Genomic DNA, 16707 nt, shown 5'->3' with positions numbered 1-16707 from the left:
CGGGCACCTCGCCGGAGGGCTCAGGGGCAGAGCCGCTCCACCCGCCAGCCCTCGCCCTCGACGAGGTAGCGGAGCCGGTCGTGCAGCCGGTTCTCGCGTCCCTGCCAGAACTCGACGGTGTCCGGGATCACCCGGTAGCCGCCCCAGAACGGCGGGACCGGCACGCCTTCGCCCTCCGGGTAGCGGGCCTCCAGGTCGGCGTAGCGCCGCTCCAGCACCTCGCGGCCGGCCACCGGGCTGGACTGCTCGCTGGCCCAGGCGCCGAGCTGGGAGCCGTGCGGGCGGGTGCGGAAGTAGGCGGCGGTCTCGTCCCGGCCGACCTTCTCCACCCGGCCGCCCACGATCACCTGGCGGGCCAGCGAGATCCACGGGAAGAGCAGCGAGGCCTGCGGGTTGGCGGCCAGGTCGGCGCCCTTGCGGGACCCGTAGTTGGTGTAGAAAACGAAGCCGCGGCGGTCGAAGCCCTTGAGCAGCACGGTACGGGAGCCGGGTCGTCCGGCCGCGTCGGCGGTGGAGAGCACCATGGCGTTGGGCTCCTCCACGCCGGCCGCCACCGCCTCGTGGAACCAGTCGGTGAACTGGGCCACCGGGTCGGCGGCGATCTTGGCCTCGGCCAGGCCGTCGTGCTGGTACTGCTTGCGCATCGCAGCCAGGTCCGGTCCGGGCCGGCCCTCGGTGCGCGTGGTCAGGGCTGTCGGGTGGCGTTCCGCGGTAGGCACGCCAACATCATCCCGTACGACAAGCGTCGGGCACCGCTACGTCCGTGCAAACCCGGGTGGGAGATAAGGTGTCTCGCCACCGCTCCACCGCCCTCCGCGCGGGAGACTTGTCCGGAGACATCCGGATTTTCCCGGAACGTCCGCCAACGATGCCGGACACGCGGCCCGGGGCCGGAGTGGCCCATGGGGGAAACATCACCGTGGTGGTGTATGGCGCAATGCACTGGGTGCCTGAGAGTCTGACACCGAGTGCCAACCACCATCGGTCACCGACGCGCCGCACCACCATCGCGACGCGCCGTATCGGATCACTGAAGGAGCCGTCTGATGTCCGATTTCGTACCCGGGCTCGAAGGGGTAGTCGCCTTCGAGAGCGAGATCGCCGAGCCAGACCGTGAAGGCGGCGCCCTGCGCTACCGCGGTGTGGACATCGAAGACCTCGTGGGTCACGTCTCCTTCGGCCACGTCTGGGGTCTGCTGGTCGACGGGAAGTTCGCCCCCGGTCTGCCCGCCGCCGAGCCGTTCCCGATCCCGGTCCACTCCGGTGACATCCGGGTCGACGTGCAGTCCGCCCTCGCGATGCTCGCCCCGGTCTGGGGTCTCAAGCCGCTGCTCGACATCTCCGCCGAGCAGGCCCGCGACGACCTCGCCCGGGCCGCCGTGATGGCGCTGTCCTACGTGGCCCAGTCCGCCCGCGGCCAGGGCCGGCCGATGGTCCCGCAGAGCGAGATCGACAAGGCCGAGACCATCGTCGAGCGGTTCATGATCCGCTGGCGGGGCGAGCCCGACCCGAAGCACGTCAAGGCCGTCGACGCCTACTGGACCTCGGCCGCCGAGCACGGCATGAACGCCTCCACCTTCACCGCCCGCGTCATCGCCTCCACCGGCGCCGACGTGGCGGCCGCGCTCTCCGGCGCGGTCGGCGCGATGTCCGGCCCGCTGCACGGCGGCGCCCCGTCCCGCGTGCTCGGCATGATCGAGGAGATCGAGCGCACCGGCGACGCCGTCGGGTACGTGAAGAAGGCCCTCGACAAGGGCGAGCGCCTGATGGGCTTCGGCCACCGCGTCTACCGCGCCGAGGACCCGCGCGCCCGCGTGCTGCGCCGCACCGCCAAGGAGCTCGGCGCCCCGCGCTTCGAGATCGCCGAGGCGCTGGAGAAGGCCGCGCTGGAGGAGCTGCACAACCGCCGTCCCGACCGCGTGCTCGCCACCAACGTGGAGTTCTGGGCCGCGATCATGCTGGACTTCGCCGAGGTCCCGGCCCACATGTTCACCTCGATGTTCACCTGCGCCCGGACGGCCGGCTGGTCCGCCCACATCCTGGAGCAGAAGCGCACCGGCCGGCTGGTCCGCCCGGCCGCCCGCTACATCGGCCCCGCCTCGCGCAGCCCGCAGGACGTCGAGGGCTGGGACGCGCTCACGCGCTGACCAGGCATCACCCTTTCGGGCGGGTCCGGAACCGCGTTCCGGACCCGTCCGAGCAGCGGGAATCGCATCTCAGCGGGCGGACTTCCGTACCGCGCGCACAGGCCGGGGCAGTAGGCTGCGCCTGTGGCTCAGATCCAGATCCCCGCTGACATCAAGCCCGCCGACGGCCGTTTCGGCTGTGGCCCCTCCAAGGTGCGTCCCGAGGCGCTGAGCGCCCTCGCGGCCACCGGCACCTCGCTGCTGGGCACCTCCCACCGGCAGGCCCCGGTCAAGAACGTGGTCAAGCGCGTCCGTGAGGGCGTCGCCGACCTGTTCTCGCTTCCCGAGGGCTACCAGGTGGTACTGGGCAACGGCGGCTCCACCGCGTTCTGGGACATCGCGGCCTTCGGCCTCGTCCGCGAGAAGTCCCAGCACCTCAACTTCGGCGAGTTCTCCTCCAAGTTCGCGTCCTCGGTCAAGGCGGCGCCCTGGCTGGGCGACCCCTCGGTGATCAAGTCCGAGCCGGGCACCCACCCGCTGCCGGTCGCCGAGGCCGGGGTGGACGTCTACGCGCTCACCCACAACGAGACCTCGACCGGTGTGGCGATGCCGATCCGCCGCCCGGCCGGCGGCGACGAGGGCTCCCTCGTCCTGGTCGACGCCACCTCCGGCGCCGGCGGCCTCCCGGTCGACATCACCGAGACCGACGTCTACTACTTCGCGCCGCAGAAGTCCTTCGCCTCCGAGGGCGGCCTGTGGCTGGCGACCTTCTCCCCGGCCGCTCTGGAGCGCGCCGCCGAGATCGCCGCCTCCGGCCGGTACATCCCGCCGTTCTTCGACCTGCCGACCGCGATCGACAACTCCTCGAAGGACCAGACGTACAACACCCCGGCGATCTCGACGCTGTTCCTGCTGGCCGACCAGCTGGAGTGGCTGAACGGCAACGGCGGCCTGGACTGGGCGGTGGCCCGCACCGCGGAGTCCTCCTCCATCCTCTACACCTGGGCCGAGAAGGCCTCCTTCGCGCAGCCCTTCGTGGCCAAGCCCGAGGAGCGCTCGCAGGTGGTCGGCACGATCGACTTCGACGAGTCGATCGACGCCGCCGCGATCGCCAAGGCCCTGCGGGCCAACGGCATCGTCGACACCGAGCCGTACCGCAAGCTCGGCCGCAACCAGCTGCGGATCGCGATGTTCCCGGCCGTCGACCCGGCGGACGTCCAGGCGCTCACCGCCTGCATCGACTACGTGGTCGGCGCGCTCTGACCCGTCCGACCCCGCCGCGACGGCGCGGGGGCCACCACCCGGTGGCCCCCGCGCCGTCGTCGTTTCCCGGGTCGGTCCCGGCTCAGCTCCGCACGAGCGAACTGACCACCACGACGACCAGCAGCAGCACCAGGGCGCCGGTCACGATCCGCATACGAGTCTTGGGGTCCACGGTCATCGAGGTTACCCGGTGGCCAGACCCGCCTCCGCCCGGCCCCTCTCCGGGCCGTACAGCCCGGTCAGCTCGGCCGCCAGATCCTCCGCCCGCACCGTGCGCAGCCGGCCGTCGCCGCGGTACTGCTGGGCCCGGAACACCGACGGTGCCACCCCGACCCGCCGGGTGAAGATCCGGGTGAAGTACGCCGGGTCCGCGTACCCCACCCGCCGGGCCACCGCGGCGACCGGCAGCTCGCTCGCCGCCAGCAGCTCCTTGGCCTCGTTCAGCCGCACCGCCAGCAGGAACTCCTTGGGCCCGACCGCCCCCACCGAGCGCACCGCCCGGCGCAGCTCCGCCACCGACATGCCGGCCCGGCGGGCGTGCTCCGCCACCGACAGCGGCAGGAAGGCGTCCCGCCGCAGCACCTCCAGCACCGGGGCGCCCTCCGGGTCCAGGTCGGCCCGGTGCCGGCGCAGTTCCACCAGCAGCTCGTGCACGCCCGCCGCCGCGTCCGCCCCGGTCAGCGGACCACCCCGGCGGCAGGCCCCGGCGATCCGCGCCACCACCCGCTGCGCGGGCTCCGCACTGGTCAGCGGCACCACGGTGGCCTCCGGCAGCAGGCCCAGCTCGGCGTAGGCCGCGGTGGCGGGGCCGGCGAAGTCGACGAAGGACTCGGCCCAGCCGCGCTCGTCGGGCGCGTAGTGGTGCGGGACACCGGGCCGCAGCCACAGCACCGCGGGACCGGTCACCGGCCGACGGGTGCCGTCCGGCTCCTCGAACCAGCCGCGGCCGCCGGTGACCACCACGGCCACCCAGTGGTCCAGTGTCCGGGGCCCCACGGTCGGCAGGCGTCCGCGCTGCATCCCGACCCCCAGACAGGCCAACCCGGTCCGCAGCTGGGCCGGGCCGGGGGTGAGGTACTGCCACCAGCGCTCCATCTGCTCCCCACTCGTCCGCGGGCCGGGCGTACCCCGTCACCCTGCCCACCGGACGAACAATCCAACACGCCGCCGGGCTTTGTCCATGGCTCCACCGGGGGCGTTCCCGCAGGCTGGAGGCATGCTCACCTCTGACTCCACCGGCTTCGCACTGGACGGGCAGCCGCTTCGGATCCTCTCCGGGGCCGTGCACTACTTCCGTACCCGGCCCGAGCAGTGGCCCCAACGGCTGGCCGCACTGCGCGCGATGGGCCTGAACACCGTCGAGACGTACGTGCCGTGGAACCTGCACGAACCCGCCGAGGGCCGGTTCGAGCGGTTGGCCGAACTGCCCGCGTTCCTGGACGAGGCGGCCCGCCAGGGCCTGTGGGCGATCGTCCGCCCCGGCCCGTACATCTGCGCCGAGTGGGACAACGGCGGCCTGCCGGCCTGGCTCACCGCGCGCGTGGGCCGCCGGGCGCGGACCTCCGACCCGCAGTACCTGGCCGCCGTCGACGCCTTCCTCGACGTGCTGCTGCCCGACCTCGTGGACCGTCAGGTGGACCGGGGCGGCAACGTGCTGCTGGTCCAGGTGGAGAACGAGTACGGCTCCTTCGGCAGCGACCGTGCCTACCTGCGCCACCTCGCCGACGGGCTGCTGCGCCGGGGCGTCACCGTCCCGCTGTTCACCTCGGACGGTCCGACGGACCACATGCTCGCGGCCGGGACGCTGCCCGGGGTCCTGGCCACCGTCAACTTCGGCTCCGACCCGGAGGCGGGCTTCGAGCTGCTGCGCCGGCACCGGCCGCAGGACCCGCCGTTCTGCATGGAGTACTGGAACGGCTGGTTCGACCACTGGGACAAGCCGCACCACACCCGGGACGCCGCGGACGCCGCCGACACCCTGCGCCGGATCCTGGCGGCCGGCGGCTCGGTCAACCTCTACATGGCGCACGGCGGCACCAACTTCGGTACCGGCGCCGGCGCCAACCACGAGGACGCGCCGCACAACTCGACCGAGTGGACCCGCTCCCCGTACCAGCCGGTCACCACGTCCTACGACTACCACGCCCCGCTGGACGAGCGTGGCGCGCCGACCGGGAAGTACGAGCTGTTCCGCGCGGTGCTGGCCGAGTTCGCGGCCGAACACCCGGAGCAGGCCCGCTTCCTGGACGACCGCACACCCGCCTTCCCCGAGCTGCCCGAGGTGCTGGCGGCCGGCCGGGTGGAGCTGACCGAATTCGCCGAACTGCCGTTCGGGCCTGCGGTCGAGGCTCCGGTGCCGCCGACGCTGGAGGAGCTCGGTCTGGAACACGGCCTGGTCCGCTACACCTTCCGGATCCCCGGGCCCGGCCCCGAACTCCCGCTCGTGGTCGAGGGCCTGCGGGACCGCGCGACGCTGCGCCTCGACGGCAAGCGGGTGGCCGAGCTGTACCGGGGCGCCGAGGGCGATCCGGTGACGGCGGCGGGCGGCGCCGAGGTCGAGCTGCTGGTGGAGTCGCTCGGCCGGGTCAACTACGGCCCCCAGGTGGGCGAGACCAAGGGCATCACCGGCGGCGTCCGGTACGAGCGCCAGTACCTGCACGGGTGCCGGGCCGAGCCGCTGCCGCTGGAGCCGCTGCCCGAGCTGGACTTCGCCCCGGGCGAGCCCGCCCCGGAGGTCTTCGCCCGCGGCACGCTCACCCTCCGCACCACCGGGGACACCTTCCTGGCCGTCCCCGGCGGCGGGCACGGCTACCTGTGGGTCAACGGCTTCCTGCTCGGGCGCTACGACGCGGCCGGCCCCCAGACGACGCTGTTCTGCCCGCAGCCGCTGCTGCGCGAGGGCGCCAACGACCTCGTGGTGCTGGAGCTCGGCGACGCCGCCCCGGCGGCGGTGGAGCTGCGGGAGGCACCGGAGTTGGGCTGAACGCCCGGCGCGACGGCCCGGCCCCCTCCCGGGAGCGGGCCGCCCGGCCGCCGTCCGCCGTGGGTCAGGCCTCCCAGCGGGCCAGCGGCCAGGAGGCCACCGTCCGGTAGCGCGCCGGGCCGAAGCCCCGCTCGCTGCTCATCAGGTGCAGTTCCGCGGCCTCCCACTCGGTGCCCCGGAACTCCTCCAGTGCGGCCGCCATCGCCTGCAGCTCGCCGACGGCCGAACGCCGTTCGGCCCGCCGCTGCCCGTGCGAGGAGCCGGCCCGCGCCAGCGTCAGGTGCGGGTGGAAACCGTGCTGGTCGGACTCGATCCCGACCTGCGGCAGCGCCTCCCGGACGGCCTCCGCCAGCCGCCGCAGCGCCCACACCTCCCCCGCGATCCCGGCCCACAGCACCCGGTCGCCGAAGGTGCCGCCGCCCGCCAGCCGCAGCCGGTGCGCGCCGTGCTCGTCCGCGGCCCGGGCCAGCAGTGTCTCCAGGGCCGGCACGTCCACCACCGGCACCTCGCCGAGGAAGGCCAGCGTCAGGTGCCAGCCGGCCACCTCGCTCCAGCGCAGCCGGTCGGCGCCGGGCATGTCCATCAGCGGTGCGGCCGCGTCCACCAGTTCCTGGATCGCCGCCGTCGGCGGGTTCACCGCCACGAAGAGTCTCATGGCGCCATCCTGCCGCCTGGCGCCGGCGTCTTCCCGTCCATTCCTCTGCACACAGCGGACCGCACCGACTAGAACTGTCGTATGAAAATCCGCACCGGGGGGCCCGCCGACGCCCCCGCCACCCTGGCCCTGCTCGACGCCGCCGTCGCCTGGCTGGTCTCCCTGGGCCGGACCGGCCAGTGGGGCGACCAGCCGTGGACCAGCCATCGGAAGGCCGTCGAGCGCACCGAGCGGTACGCCCGCGACTACCTGCTGCGGGTGGCCGAGGACGCGGACGGCCGTACCGTCGGCGTCTGCGTGCTCGCCGAGGAGGGCCCGGAGTACGCGACCGCCGTCGACCGGCCCGAGCTGTACGTCAGGCTGCTGGTCACCGACCGCGCGCACAAGGGCTCCGGGATCGGCGCCGCGCTGATCGCCGACGCCGTCGAGGAGACCCGACGGCGCGGCCGCGGCCTGCTGCGGGTGGACTGCTACGCGGGCGACGACCGGAGCCTGGTCGCCCAGTACGAGCGGCTCGGGTTCACCCCGACCGAGTCCTTCGAGGTCGACCAGTCCGGCACCCCGTGGCCCGGACAGCTCCTGGAGATCCGGCTCTGAGGCCGTCGGGCCGGGCCGCCATCCGCTCGGCGGCGGCCCGGCCCGGTCTCAACTGGCCGTGGCCAGCTGCTGCCTGGACACCGTCCGCGGCACCACGGTCACCACCCGGCTGCCCCGGTGCAGGTCGACCCGCACCTTCAGGTCCGCGGCGCGGGCCAGCACCAGGCCCACCACGCCCGCCGCGACGGCGGACACCAGGCCGCAGGCCAGCAGACCGACCCGCGGACCGTACTCGGCGGTCACCCAGCCGACCAGCGGCGCACCGATCGGCGTACCGCCGGTGAAGACCAGGACCAGCAGGCCCATCACCCGACCGCGCATCGCGGGGTCGGTGGCCAGCTGCAGCGCCGAGTTCACCGAGGTGTTGAAGGTCAGCCCGAACACGCCGATCAGGGTCAGCAGGATCGCGAACGTCCAGAACCCGGGCGCGAACGCGGCCAGCACCTCCAGCGCGCCGAAGGCCAGCGCCGCGGCGACCAGGCCGCGCAGCCGGGGCATCCCCCGCCGCGCCGCGAGCAGCGCGCCGACCAGTGAACCGGCCGCCATCGCGGTGTTCAGCAGACCGTACTGGCCGGGGCCCACCTTGAAGGTGTCGTGGGCGAAACCGGAGAGCAGGGTCGGGAAGTTGAAGCCGAACGTCCCGATGAACCCGGCCAGCACCATCGGCCAGAGCAGCTCCGGACGCTCGCGCACATAGCGCAGGCCCTCGCGCAGCTGGCCCTTCTCCCGGGCGATCGGCGCGGTGGGCCGCAGCTCGCTCGTCCGCATCGCCAGCAGTCCGCCGATCACGGCGGCGAAGGACAGCGCGTTGACCGCGAAGGCCCAGCCGCTGCCGACGGCGGCGATCAGCAGACCGGCGATCGCCGGGCCGACCAGCCGCGCGCACTGGAAGTTGGCGGCGTTCAGGCTGACCGCGTTGGACAGGTCCTTCGGACCGACCATCTCGCTGACGAAGGCCTGCCGGGTGGGGTTGTCCACCACCGTCACCAGGCCGAGCAGCAGCGCGAACAGGTAGACCCAGTACTCGGTCACCGCACCGGTGACGGTCAGCACCGCGAGCCCGGCGGCCAGCAGACCCATCACACCCTGGGTCACGATCAGCAGACGCCGCTTGGGCAGCCGGTCGGCGAGGACGCCGCCCCACAGGCCCAGCAGCAGCATCGGGAGGAACTGCATCGCCGTCGTGACACCGACCGCGAACGGGCTGCCGGTCAGGCTGAGGACCAGCCAGTCCTGGGCGATCCGCTGCATCCACGTCCCCGAGTTGGAGACGATCTGGCCGGCGAAGAAGTAGCGGTAGTTACGGACCCTCAGGGAGGAGAACATCCCTCCGGGCCGGGTGAAGCGGGCCCCCGTGGGGCCGACGCCGGAACTGCGGGTGGAGCTGTCCCCCGAAGGGGCGGACGCGGCGGTGGAGGCCGCCGCGGTGCGTTCGCAGGGGTCGTCGTCGCCGGTGCCCGGCAGGCCCACGGGTGCGGGCGCCTGGCTCTCGGCGGTGGCGGCGGTACCCGCTGCCGGATCGGTGGTGGAGTCGTCGGTACGGATGGCGGCGCTGGCTGCGGCCGGCGGTGTCACGTGGTGCTCCCCTCGGTGCGCGGCGGCGGGCAGGGTTGCCGTCGCGCGACTGGTCTCTCTGATCGGTCCTGCGGTGATGCGGTACTCCTTCGTGTTTCCGTGCCTGATGTCGCGGGCGCGCCGGTCGCAGGCGCGCCTGTCGCGGCCCCCCGTCAGAGGTGCGCCAGCTTGTAGAGCACGGGCGCCGCCGCACGCAGCTGCGCCCACTCCTCCTCGGTGAGCCCGCCGGCCAGGTCGGCCAGCCAGGCGTTCCGCTTCCGGCGGGACTCGGCGAGCATCTCGTCCGCCTGGTCGGTGCTGCTGACGACCACCTGACGGCGGTCCTCCGGGTGCGGCTCACGCCGCACCAGCCCCTTCTCCTCCAGCATCGCGATGATCCTGGTCATGGACGGCGGCTGGACGTGCTCACGCCTGGCGAGCTCGCCGGGGGTGGCACTGCCGCACCGGCCGAGGGTGCCGAGCACCCCGATCTCGGTGGGACTCAACGACTCCTCGACCCGCTGGTTTCGCAGCCGGCGGGCAAGGCGCATCGCGGACGAACGCAGCTGGCTGATCGCCGCCAGGTCGTCCTCGGACATCTCGGGCATGTCCTTAGCCTATGTCATTACTTTCGCTAAGGAAAATCCATTTCCCACCCGCCCCGTCCGGCGCGTTGCCATACATCCGACCCTCGGATGCGGCATGCTTATCGAACACTCGATCGATTCAGTCCGGACTCAGCCCAGGGAGACCACCGTCATGCCCGGATTCGCCGACCTCGCCATGGTCACCATCGACTGCGCCGACCCGGCCGCACTCGCCGAGTTCTACGCCGGCGTGCTCGGCTGGGAGATCGCCCACAGCCAGGCCGAGTACGCGATGCTGGCCAACCCGGTCGAGGGCGGCGCCCCGATCGGGTTCGGCCGGGTCGACGACTACCGGCCCGCGCCGTGGCCCAACCCGAACGGCAGCAAGCAGTTCCACCTGGACTTCCACGTGGACGACGTGGAGCTCGCCGTCGCCCGGGCCCAGGAGCTCGGCGCCGTCCGGCCCGACCACCAGCCCGGCGGCGACGGCTGGACGGTCATGCTCGATCCCGCGGGCCACCCGTTCTGCCTCTGCCCGCGCTGACCTCCCGGACGCCCCCGGCTCCCGGCCCCACCCGCAGGTGTTCCGGCGTCCCGGCCGGTCCGGTCCGGTGCACGAAGGCCCGGCGCAGCCCGTGGTACGGCTCGCCCGGATCGAAGAAGTTCCTTCGCATCCGGGCCAGTTCGTCCGCACGGTAGGCCGCCGCCGGGCGCAGCTCCTCGTCCCGGGCGCGCCGCCGCTTCTTCGCGAGCAGCCGGTCGGCCAGGGCCGGCGAGGCCGCCAGCGCCGCCGCCTCCCGCTCCACCCGGGCCCGGAACCGGGCCGCGTCGCCCGCCCACACCCGGTCCACCAGGCCCAGCTCGGCCGCCTCCGCCGCCCCGACCGGCAGCGCCGCCGAGGTCAGCCGACCGGCGTGGTGCTCGCCGACCCGGCGCGGCAGCGTGTACGTCCAGTACTCCGAGCCGTACAGCCCCATCAGCCGGTAGTGCGGGTTGAGCACCGCCGAGGCCCGGCACCACACCTCGTCCGCGGCGATCGCCAGCATCAGCCCGCCGGCCGCGGCGTTGCCCGCCAGCGCCGACACGGTCAGCTTCTCCGTGGTCAGCACCGCCTCGACCAGGTCGTCCATGGCGTTGATGTTCCGCCAGGACTCCTCACCCGGGTCCTCGGCCGCCTCGATCACGTTGAGGTGGATGCCGTTGGAGAAGAAGTCCCGGGCCGGCCCGAGCACCAGCACCGACGTCGGCCGGGCGCACGCCTCGCGGTACGCGGCCAGCAGCCGTTCGCACTGACCCGTGCTCATCGCCCCGCCGGGAAAGGCGAACTCCAGGTGGCCGACCCCGTCCCGCTCCCGGTAGCGCAGCTCGGACCAGGTCTCCCGCCGGGCCGCCGCGGCCGGCTCCACCGGCACCTCGGGCACCCCCGCCAGCAGCCCGCCCAGCACCCGCGCCGCCGGCAGCTTGTACGTCGCCGGGCCGCCCGGCACCCTGCGCGGGCGCAGCTGCGGGATCCAGACCGCGCCGTCCGCGGTGGCCCGGCAGATCGCACCGTCCCTGGTCGCCAGCACGGAACCCGGCGCCCCGCGCAGCCGGTCCTCCGGGTGACCGCCGTGCAGGAAGTACTCCCGGCCGAACAGCGTGTCCAGCACACCGGGCTGGGAGTCCGCGGCGCGCAGCCTGCGCAGCACCGTCGCGGTGGGGTCGGCGGCCCAGTCGATCCGCCGGAACTCCTGCGCGTGGTACGGGCGCAGGGGTCCGGTGGCACCCGCCGCCGGGACGAAGCCGCCGCCGGCGAACCGCTCGACGGCCAGCGCCACCGCCGCGGCGGCCGCGTCGGCGACCTCGGTCCGGTACAACTCGCTCTTCCCGCACGGCGGTACGGGGAACGACGCGGACGCCCAGACCGGCCCGGCGTCCATCTCGGCGACCGCCTGCAGCACCGTCACACCCCACTCGGCGGCGCCGTCCGCGATCGCCCAGTCCAGCGAGGACGGGCCGCGGTCGCCCGGCGGCCCGGGGTGCACGATCAGCACGGTGTACCGGCGCCAGACGTCCTCCGGCACCGCCCGGGTCAGCATCGGGGCCACCACCAGGTCCGGCGCGAAGCGGCCCAGCGTCACCCGCAGCGCGTCCTCCCCCGGCGCCAGCTCGACGGCGACGGTGTGGCCGCGCCGGCGCAGGTCGACGTGGACGCGCTGGGTGAGGCTGTTGAACGCGCTGGCCAGCAGCAGGATGCGCACGGTGCCCTCCAACGGCGCGGAACGGATCCCACCGAAGGTACTCGCCGCATGACGGAACGTCACCGCACCTGGCCGGAGCGGACCGGATCCGACCGCCGACGGGTCACTCCACGATCAGCTGGAAGCCGAGCCGCCCGAACCGCACCTGGTCCCCGGCCCGCACGGACACCGCGCCCACCACCCGCAGGCCGTTCACGAACGTCCCGTTGCTGGAGCCCAGGTCCTGCAGCACCCAGCCGTCCGCCGCGGGCCGCAGCTCGGCGTGGACCCGCGACACCGAGGCGTCGCCCAGCCGCAGGTCCGCGCCGGTCTGCCGGCCGATCACCACCCGGGCCGCCCCCGGCCCCGGCAGCCGCAGGCCGGGCAGCTGCTCGGTCTCCCACGTCCGCCGCAGCCGGACCTGGAAGGCCGACACCTTGGCCACCCCGCGCAGCACCGCCCGCTGGAACCGCCCGTACGTCTGCAGATCGGCCACCACCGTGGCCAGCTCGGCCCGGCTCCGGGCGGTCAGCACGAGCTCCATCCGCCGGATGAACGTGTCGTGCGACAGCTGCCCGTTGCCCACTCCCTCCCGCAGTACGTCCAGCGCCCGGTCACGCTCGACCTGCGACGGCCGGGCCACCTGGGTGCGGAACTCGAGAGAGGTCATGAACAGATTGTCAGCGGCCCGCCGGGGCCCTGTCCAGAATCCAGCAGCACCGCGACGGCCCGACCGCCGCGATCACCCTTCCGCGGTCACCCTTCGTAGACCGCCCGGGCGAGCCGGTCGGGTGTGAGCACTCCCAGCAGGAAGCCCTCGTCGTCCACCACCGGCCACGCCTGCAGCGACCTGACCTGCATCGCCACGGCCGCCGTGTCGACGGCCATCTCCGGCCAGGCGTACGGCCCCTGGTCATGGGCGACGTCCCGGATCGGAACGCGCTCGGCGAGACGCGGATCGGCGAGGAACGGGGCCAGCTGAGCCCTCGTCACCAGGCCGGAGCAGCGGCCGTCGTGGTCGCGCAGCACCAGGTACGGGACGTTCGCCCCGCGCAGGACGTCATTGGCCCGGTCGATGCTGGTGTCGTCGGTGATCTGGTAGTCGGGCGCGGCCATCACGGCTCCGACGGTGCCCGCAGCCGTCGCCACCGTCGGCGGTGTCATCAGAATGGCCATGGCTGCACCGGCCCGTCCCCGGGCCGGCCTGGACCGACCCGGCCTTGTCACGCACCCAGGACGAAACCGGACGAGGGTGGCCGGGATACGAGAAGCCCTGGATGCCTCCACGGTACTCCGCCGCAGGCCCGGCCCGGCGCGGGCCAGCGGCGGAGTACCGTGGAAGGACCAAGGACTCCCGTACCGGCGACCGAGCCGGTGTCACCCTGGTCGAACGCGGCCCCTCGACGGGCCGGGACGGGCGGCACCCCGTGATGCCGACACAGTCACCCTCACCCTCACCACTGCTCCCGCGCCTCGCCCTGGAGACCAGCCTCGCCCGCAACGGCATGTTCGACGGCGCCTGGTGGCCCCGGACCCGCGACCTCGAAGCCGAACTCCCGGACCTGATCACCGCACTGTCCGCCCACTACGGCCCCATCGTCCGGGTCGGGCTGGACACCTCCACCTGGGACACCGTGCCCCGCTCCGTCCAGGTCGCCGGCCTGCTCGTGCGGATCGGCCGCTTCAGCGCCAGCGGCGACACCATGAGCCTCACCCGCGGCCTCCAGGACCAGTTCGTCCTCCTGGTCATCCCCCCGGACACCGCCGCCCACACGGCCACCGCCGCCATGACCCGCGCCGCCACCGCGGGCAACCACGCCACCGCCACCGACCTCCTGCGCACCCGCGCGGCCTGAGGTCGTGGTCACCGTCGTAGTGGAACACCGTGACCCCCGGGCGCTCCTCCGTGGCGGCAATGGCGGAGCGTTCCCCTCACCCGGCCGCACCACCGGAGAGGTCCCACACGCACGGAGCTCTTAGCGTGCAGCCATGGGCACGATGCGTAGTTGTCCGGCCGGGATCGACGGCTCGACCCTGGTGGCGAACGCGAACGCCGCCGGTCCGGGGTGCGGTGCAGGCCGCAGGACCGACACGGACCGGTGGGCGTCCGCATGCTGAAGAAGGCCCTGGTCGCGTTGGGAGTCGTGCTGGTTCTGAAGAGCCTGTTCGCGCTCTGCCTGGTCAGCGCGCTGCAGCTGCTCGTCTTGCGCGACACCCCGTTCGGGGTGACCGGCGCGTCCCCGGTCGTGAACGCGGTGTCCTCGAAGGTGTCGCTCCAGACCCTGAGCTACGCCGACGAGTCCGCGGTGATGGAGGCGATCGGCCAGAGCAAGCTCTACGGGGCCTACCTGCCGGGCGCGACGAACGACACGCTGATCGTGGTCCCCGCGAAGAGCTTCTTCGCTCAGGTGGAGGTGGAGGCCGCGTTCGAGGACGCGGCCAAGAAGCTCGGCAGGCCCCTGACGGTACAGACCGTCAAGCCGCTGCCGAAGTACGACCGCCTCGGCGGCGTCTCCGGCCTGCTCCTGATCCCGCTGCTCATCGGCGGCTACCTGGCGGCCACCCTGCTGCTCAAAGCAACCAGAACAGCGGCCGCCCCCTGGCACGTGGCCATGCTCGTCGGATACTCCGCGGTCGGCGCCCTGCTGACCGACCTCATCGCCGGACCAGGCATCGGCGCCTACTCCAACAGCCACTTCTGGCCGCTCCTGCCGTGCTTCATCCTGATCGCCGCGTCCGTCGCCCTCGCGGCCGCCGCCTTCCAACGCCTCCTCGGACCGCCGGGCACCCTCGTGGTCGCGACCCTGTTCATCATCGTCGGCGGCTCCGCGGCCGGCGGCGTCGGCGTCACCCTCCTGCCCGACTACTGGCAGCACCTCGGCGCCATCTTCCCGCCCCAGCACGCCGTCACCCTGATCCGCAACGTCATCTACTTCAACGGCAACAACATCACCGAACCGCTGATCATCCTCGGCCTGTACGCGCTGGTCGGCGGCATCGTCATCGGCTTCCTGGGACGGTGGCGGCCGGTCAGGACAGTCGGCGCAGGTGCACCCGCCGACACCCCGAGCGGAAAGGCCCGGGGCCCGAAGACCGCCGTCCGGGTCCTCGTCGCGCTGGCGATCGCCGCCCTCATGCAGTGCCTCTTCACCGCCAACTACATGAGTTCTGCACACGAACCCGTCGCGACCGACATGCCGTTCGGTGCCACCGGCCAGTCCCCGCTCCTGGCCGCGACCCAGAAGAACCTCTCCCTCAAGGTCACGCTCTACCCGAACGAGCAGGCCGCGAAGAACGCGATCGACCAGGCCAAGATCTACGGCGCGCTCATCCCCGGGCCGACGTCGAACACCCTGCTCGTCGTCCCCACCCTCAGCGACGTCGCCCCGCTCGACCTGGCGGCGAACTTCGAGATCGCCGCGAAGAGACTCGGGCAGCCCCTCAACGTCCAGCAGTACGCACCGCACCCGCTGGCGAAGAAGGACCCCTTCGGCCTCGTCCCGTCGCTGATGATCATCCCACTGCTGGTCGGCGGCTACATGGCCTCGACCATCCTCAAAGCCACCACCGGCAGCGCCACCGGCCGCCGGCGCCTGACCGCTCTCCTCGGCTTCTCCGTCCTCGCCGGCCTGGCGGTCAACCTCGTCGTCGGCCCCTGGCTCCGGGGCTACCCGCTGGACAAGTTCTGGCTCGTCTGGCCGATCCTGTCGCTGATCATCGCCGGCGTCGCGCTCGTCGCCGCGGTCCTGCAGAAACTCCTCGGAGCCGCCGGCACCCTCGTGACCGTCATCGTCATGGTGCAGTTCGGCAACCCCTCCTCCGGAGGGGCGAACGGTGTCCCGTACCTCCCGGCGTTCTGGCGTGACATCGGACCGTTCCTCCCGCCCCGAAACGCCTACATCCTGCTCCGCAACTCGATCTACTTCGACGGCCACGGCACCACCCAGGCCCTCGTCGTCCTCCTGGTCTACCTGGCCGTCCCCGCGATCGCACTCGCCCTCCTCGACCGGTACCGCACCCCCGAGATCCCGATCGCCCCCGAGACCGAAACCGAAGCGACCGCGCTCACCGTCCCCGTCGGCGGCCTGCCGTAGTCGAGAACCCGACTTGCTCTGAGGCCGTCACGAATCCGCTTCACTTCCTCAAGGGCGGCGCTGCGCGCCGCCGGGCAAGACCGGGGGCCACTCGACCACATTTCGGCCAGGTCCAGAAGCCTGCCCAAGATCGCGCGGCAGCTACGGCCCCAGGACGAACCCGCCAAATCACCGGCCAGCCCCCGACGTCCGCGCCGTGATCCGCAGTGGATGATCCACCCACCGGGGGAAGCGGCCCGACGCGTCCACCAACCGCACCGTCAGCGTGAAGTCGCCGCGACTACCGATCCGTTGAACGATGAACTCGCGCGCCCACCGGCCGGTCAAGCGTCCTTCGAGGTACTGGCGATGCTGCTCGCCCAGAGTGAGCCCGTCCAGGACCGTGAGCAACGCTTCAAGAGCCTCCGGCACACTCCCGAACGACACCTCGGGCATCACACCCTCGATCCCCGCCACCACTCGGAAGTCCCCGAGCGCGGGCACAGGCGAAGGGACGAGCGCCGCCGGCCAGCCCACCATCGACGCGTCCGTCATGCCGCCACCTCACCCGAACGACGCGGATGGTGGCAATGCACCGCAACCGTCCGACCAACCACCACGATGAACCGCGCCGCCGCCGTCCGAAGCCC

Annotated in this window: 16 protein-coding genes; 7 read left to right on the top strand and 9 right to left on the bottom strand. The window is 72.9% G+C overall.

Translation table 11 applies throughout. The annotated features are described in order from the left end of the window. Nucleotides 1-20: 20 nt before the first annotated feature. On the bottom strand, nucleotides 21-644 hold the full coding sequence (gene pdxH / locus OG871_RS21785; protein WP_371503380.1) for a pyridoxamine 5'-phosphate oxidase: 624 nt from the start codon (nucleotides 642-644) through the stop codon (nucleotides 21-23). A 402-nt stretch (nucleotides 645-1046) separates the two neighbouring features. Between pdxH and OG871_RS21780 the strand changes: the two genes are divergently transcribed. Next, nucleotides 1047-2147: a citrate synthase 2 gene (locus OG871_RS21780; RefSeq protein WP_371498646.1), complete on the top strand. Its 1101-nt coding sequence runs from the start codon at nucleotides 1047-1049 to the stop codon at nucleotides 2145-2147. A gap of 123 nt (nucleotides 2148-2270) precedes the next feature. Further along, nucleotides 2271-3389, top strand: coding sequence for a phosphoserine transaminase (serC, locus tag OG871_RS21775; protein ID WP_371498645.1), 1119 nt, complete (start codon nucleotides 2271-2273; stop codon nucleotides 3387-3389). A 183-nt stretch (nucleotides 3390-3572) separates the two neighbouring features. Here the strand turns inward: serC and OG871_RS21770 are convergent, their stop codons facing one another. Further along, entirely contained in the window at nucleotides 3573-4484 is a 912-nt protein-coding gene (locus OG871_RS21770; RefSeq protein WP_371498644.1) for an AraC family transcriptional regulator, read from the bottom strand. 121 nt (nucleotides 4485-4605) lie between these two features. On the opposite strand from OG871_RS21770, the gene OG871_RS21765 reads away from it, so the two are divergent. Next, nucleotides 4606-6372: a beta-galactosidase family protein gene (locus tag OG871_RS21765; RefSeq protein WP_371498643.1), complete on the top strand. Its 1767-nt coding sequence runs from the start codon at nucleotides 4606-4608 to the stop codon at nucleotides 6370-6372. 64 nt (nucleotides 6373-6436) lie between these two features. Here OG871_RS21765 and thpR read toward each other — a convergent pair whose 3' ends face one another. Next, nucleotides 6437-7027, bottom strand: a complete 591-nt coding sequence (gene thpR / locus OG871_RS21760) for an RNA 2',3'-cyclic phosphodiesterase (RefSeq protein WP_371498642.1) — start codon at nucleotides 7025-7027, stop codon at nucleotides 6437-6439. An 81-nt stretch (nucleotides 7028-7108) separates the two neighbouring features. On the opposite strand from thpR, the gene OG871_RS21755 reads away from it, so the two are divergent. Then, entirely contained in the window at nucleotides 7109-7624 is a 516-nt protein-coding gene (locus OG871_RS21755; protein ID WP_371498641.1) for a GNAT family N-acetyltransferase, read from the top strand. Nucleotides 7625-7672: 48 nt separating this feature from the next. Here the strand turns inward: OG871_RS21755 and OG871_RS21750 are convergent, their stop codons facing one another. Both OG871_RS21750 and OG871_RS21745 read right to left on the bottom strand, forming a co-directional pair. Next, on the bottom strand, nucleotides 7673-8950 hold the full coding sequence (locus OG871_RS21750; RefSeq protein WP_371503379.1) for an MFS transporter: 1278 nt from the start codon (nucleotides 8948-8950) through the stop codon (nucleotides 7673-7675). Between the two features lie 401 nt (nucleotides 8951-9351). After that, entirely contained in the window at nucleotides 9352-9786 is a 435-nt protein-coding gene (locus tag OG871_RS21745) for a MarR family winged helix-turn-helix transcriptional regulator (RefSeq protein ID WP_371498640.1), read from the bottom strand. A 151-nt stretch (nucleotides 9787-9937) separates the two neighbouring features. Here OG871_RS21745 and OG871_RS21740 point away from each other — a divergent pair, with 151 nt between their 5' ends. Further along, complete coding sequence (locus OG871_RS21740; RefSeq protein WP_371498639.1) at nucleotides 9938-10309, top strand: VOC family protein; 372 nt, start codon at nucleotides 9938-9940, stop codon at nucleotides 10307-10309. Here the strand turns inward: OG871_RS21740 and OG871_RS21735 are convergent. The 3 genes from OG871_RS21735 to OG871_RS21725 form a co-directional block, all read right to left on the bottom strand. Further along, nucleotides 10263-12005: a hydrogenase maturation protein gene (locus OG871_RS21735; protein WP_371498638.1), complete on the bottom strand. Its 1743-nt coding sequence runs from the start codon at nucleotides 12003-12005 to the stop codon at nucleotides 10263-10265. The genes OG871_RS21740 and OG871_RS21735 overlap by 47 nt on opposite strands. A gap of 103 nt (nucleotides 12006-12108) precedes the next feature. Next, on the bottom strand, nucleotides 12109-12654 hold the full coding sequence (locus OG871_RS21730) for an FHA domain-containing protein (protein ID WP_371498637.1): 546 nt from the start codon (nucleotides 12652-12654) through the stop codon (nucleotides 12109-12111). An 86-nt stretch (nucleotides 12655-12740) separates the two neighbouring features. Continuing rightward, nucleotides 12741-13160, bottom strand: coding sequence for a CBS domain-containing protein (locus OG871_RS21725; protein WP_371498636.1), 420 nt, complete (start codon nucleotides 13158-13160; stop codon nucleotides 12741-12743). Nucleotides 13161-13414: 254 nt separating this feature from the next. On the opposite strand from OG871_RS21725, the gene OG871_RS21720 reads away from it, so the two are divergent. Both OG871_RS21720 and OG871_RS21715 read left to right on the top strand, forming a co-directional pair. Beyond that, a complete protein-coding gene (locus tag OG871_RS21720; protein WP_371498635.1) occupies nucleotides 13415-13840 on the top strand; it encodes a DUF5994 family protein in 426 nt (141 codons plus the stop codon). Nucleotides 13841-14095: 255 nt separating this feature from the next. Continuing rightward, on the top strand, nucleotides 14096-16078 hold the full coding sequence (locus OG871_RS21715; RefSeq protein ID WP_371498634.1) for a hypothetical protein: 1983 nt from the start codon (nucleotides 14096-14098) through the stop codon (nucleotides 16076-16078). 168 nt (nucleotides 16079-16246) lie between these two features. Here the strand turns inward: OG871_RS21715 and OG871_RS21710 are convergent, their stop codons facing one another. Next, nucleotides 16247-16612, bottom strand: coding sequence for a hypothetical protein (locus tag OG871_RS21710; protein ID WP_371498633.1), 366 nt, complete (start codon nucleotides 16610-16612; stop codon nucleotides 16247-16249). Nucleotides 16613-16707 lie beyond the last annotated feature (95 nt).

It is taken from the genome of Kitasatospora sp. NBC_00374, assembly GCF_041434935.1.
In the GTDB taxonomy this organism is placed as follows: Bacteria; Actinomycetota; Actinomycetes; order Streptomycetales; family Streptomycetaceae; genus Kitasatospora.
This window is presented reverse-complemented; position numbering and strand designations above follow the sequence as displayed.

Excerpts from the sequence above, each read along its gene's own strand:
- pdxH (WP_371503380.1), bottom strand. The coding sequence starts at position 644 with ATGCGCAAGCAGTACCAGCACGACGGCCTGGCCGAGGCCAAGATCGCC.
- OG871_RS21780 (WP_371498646.1), top strand. The coding sequence starts at position 1,047 with ATGTCCGATTTCGTACCCGGGCTCGAAGGGGTAGTCGCCTTCGAGAGC.
- OG871_RS21770 (WP_371498644.1), bottom strand. The coding sequence starts at position 4,484 with ATGGAGCGCTGGTGGCAGTACCTCACCCCCGGCCCGGCCCAGCTGCGG.
- OG871_RS21765 (WP_371498643.1), top strand. The coding sequence starts at position 4,606 with ATGCTCACCTCTGACTCCACCGGCTTCGCACTGGACGGGCAGCCGCTT.
- thpR (WP_371498642.1), bottom strand. The coding sequence starts at position 7,027 with ATGAGACTCTTCGTGGCGGTGAACCCGCCGACGGCGGCGATCCAGGAA.
- OG871_RS21755 (WP_371498641.1), top strand. The coding sequence starts at position 7,109 with ATGAAAATCCGCACCGGGGGGCCCGCCGACGCCCCCGCCACCCTGGCC.
- OG871_RS21750 (WP_371503379.1), bottom strand. The coding sequence starts at position 8,950 with ATGTTCTCCTCCCTGAGGGTCCGTAACTACCGCTACTTCTTCGCCGGC.
- OG871_RS21745 (WP_371498640.1), bottom strand. The coding sequence starts at position 9,786 with ATGCCCGAGATGTCCGAGGACGACCTGGCGGCGATCAGCCAGCTGCGT.
- OG871_RS21740 (WP_371498639.1), top strand. The coding sequence starts at position 9,938 with ATGCCCGGATTCGCCGACCTCGCCATGGTCACCATCGACTGCGCCGAC.
- OG871_RS21730 (WP_371498637.1), bottom strand. The coding sequence starts at position 12,654 with ATGACCTCTCTCGAGTTCCGCACCCAGGTGGCCCGGCCGTCGCAGGTC.
- OG871_RS21725 (WP_371498636.1), bottom strand. The coding sequence starts at position 13,160 with ATGGCCATTCTGATGACACCGCCGACGGTGGCGACGGCTGCGGGCACC.
- OG871_RS21720 (WP_371498635.1), top strand. The coding sequence starts at position 13,415 with ATGCCGACACAGTCACCCTCACCCTCACCACTGCTCCCGCGCCTCGCC.
- OG871_RS21715 (WP_371498634.1), top strand. The coding sequence starts at position 14,096 with ATGCTGAAGAAGGCCCTGGTCGCGTTGGGAGTCGTGCTGGTTCTGAAG.
- OG871_RS21710 (WP_371498633.1), bottom strand. The coding sequence starts at position 16,612 with ATGACGGACGCGTCGATGGTGGGCTGGCCGGCGGCGCTCGTCCCTTCG.